The following is a 1700-nucleotide window of genomic DNA, read 5'->3' on the forward strand; positions in this document are numbered from 1 at the left end:
TGGCCCGGCCTGGCCCTCGCGGCGCTGGCCGCGGTGCTGCTCGGACGCGGGGACCGGGTCGCGCGGACGGTCGCGGTCGTCGCTGCGGTCGCGGTCGGCGCGGGCACGATCGCGCTCGCCTACCCGGCACCGTTCGGCTCCCCGCTGGAGGCCCTGACCGGGTCGGTCTCCGAGTCGTCCCGGTTCGACGGCGCCACGGGCAGCCGGTGGTACGTCCCCACGTTCCTCACCGTCGAGGTCCCGACGCTGCTGCTCCTGCTCGGCGGCCTCGGCGCCCTGCTCGCCGTACGCCGCCTCCGCAGCGACCCGGCGCGCGCCGTCGTGGCGCTGGTGCTGCTGCAGGCCTTCGCGCTGCCGCTGCTGGCGATCGCGCGCGGGTCGAACCTGTACAACGGCCTGCGCCAGCTGCTGTTCGCCTATCCCGCGCTCGCGGTGCTCGCCACCCTCGGCATCGCGGCCGTGGCCCGGCGTCCCCGCGCCTGGCCGGTGGCGGCGGTCGCGCTGGTCGCGCCGCTGCTGGTCCAGGTCCAGCTGTTCCCCTACAACTACGCCTACTCCAGCCTCCCGGCCGCCGCGTTCGCGCCGTCGGTGGGGGACCGCTGGCCGACCTGGGACCTGCCGACGGACTACTGGCGCACGAGCGTGCGCGAGCTGGCGCCGCAGCTGCCCCGCGGGGGCTTCGTGGCCTGCCAGCCGCACACCGAGGACGGCGCGTTCGTGCCGCGCTCCAACGACGGCCGGGAGAACTGCGCGTCCTACGTCGTCGGCCCGCTCGCCGCCTACGACGACCGGCGCCAGGGCTCCTGGGACGCACCGCCCACGGAGTTCCTCGCCACCGTCAGTGGGACCGACGCGATCGGCGACAACTGCACCCGGTTCGCCGACGTCACCCGGCGCCTGTGGTGGCGGACGGTGACGATGTCGTACGCCGCGCGCTGCGACCTGGTCCTCGCCCCGTACCCCGACGGCGGTCTCGACCTCGACCACGGCGGCAACGGCGGAGCGGTGCTGCTCGACGGCTGGGCGGTGCACCACGACGACCCCGGCGTCGGCCCGGGGCAGGCGGGGGCGCGGCTGGGCTTCGTGCTGCCGCCCTGGGCCCGCGGCCGCGACCTGGTGCTGCGCGGCACCGCCACCGGCCGCGACGGGCTCGGCCTGGCGGTCAACGGCCGGCCGGTCGCGACCACCGGTGCCGGCGACGCGTTCGAGGCGTCCGTGCCGGCCGCCCTGGCCGCGGCGTACGGCGAGGACCGGCTGGTCGTGACGGTGACGGATGCGGACGCCGACCTGCGGCTGCTGACGATGCGGATCGAGACCCGGATCGAGACCCGGATCGAGACCCGGATCGAGGAGGAGCGGTGAAGCGCGCCTACGTCACTGTCCTGCGAGTGGCCCGGGCGGTGCTCGCGGCGACGGGCCTGTTGCGCGTCCTGGACGCGGCCGCCCGTCGCTCGCGCACGGCGCTGTGGGTGCGCTCGTGGCTGGCGATCTACGACCTCGACGACATGCTCGCCCTCGACGTGCCGTGGTGGACGTTCGCGGCCGCGGACGCGGTCGAGGACTTCCTGCGGGCCCGGCCAGGGGCGCGCGTCCTCGAGTGGGGGTCGGGCGCCTCGACGGTGTGGTTGGCGCGCCGCGCCGGCTCGGTGGTCACCGTCGAGCACGACCCGGCCTGGGCGGCGCGCACCGCGCGGGGGCTC

General features: G+C 76.6%; 1 protein-coding gene and 1 pseudogene. Both read left to right on the forward strand.

Annotation, left to right across the window (positions count from 1 at the left end):
* On the forward strand, positions 1-1362 hold a 1362-nt coding region (locus VGD85_RS22645; protein WP_331065694.1), incomplete at its 5' end, for a hypothetical protein.
* Positions 1359-1700, forward strand: a pseudogene (locus VGD85_RS22650) (hypothetical protein); the annotation flags it as partial. The gene VGD85_RS22645 and the pseudogene VGD85_RS22650, both read left to right, overlap by 4 nt.

Origin of the sequence: Nocardioides sp., from assembly GCF_036401255.1 — a bacterium.
Lineage (GTDB): Bacteria > Actinomycetota > Actinomycetes > Propionibacteriales > Nocardioidaceae > Nocardioides.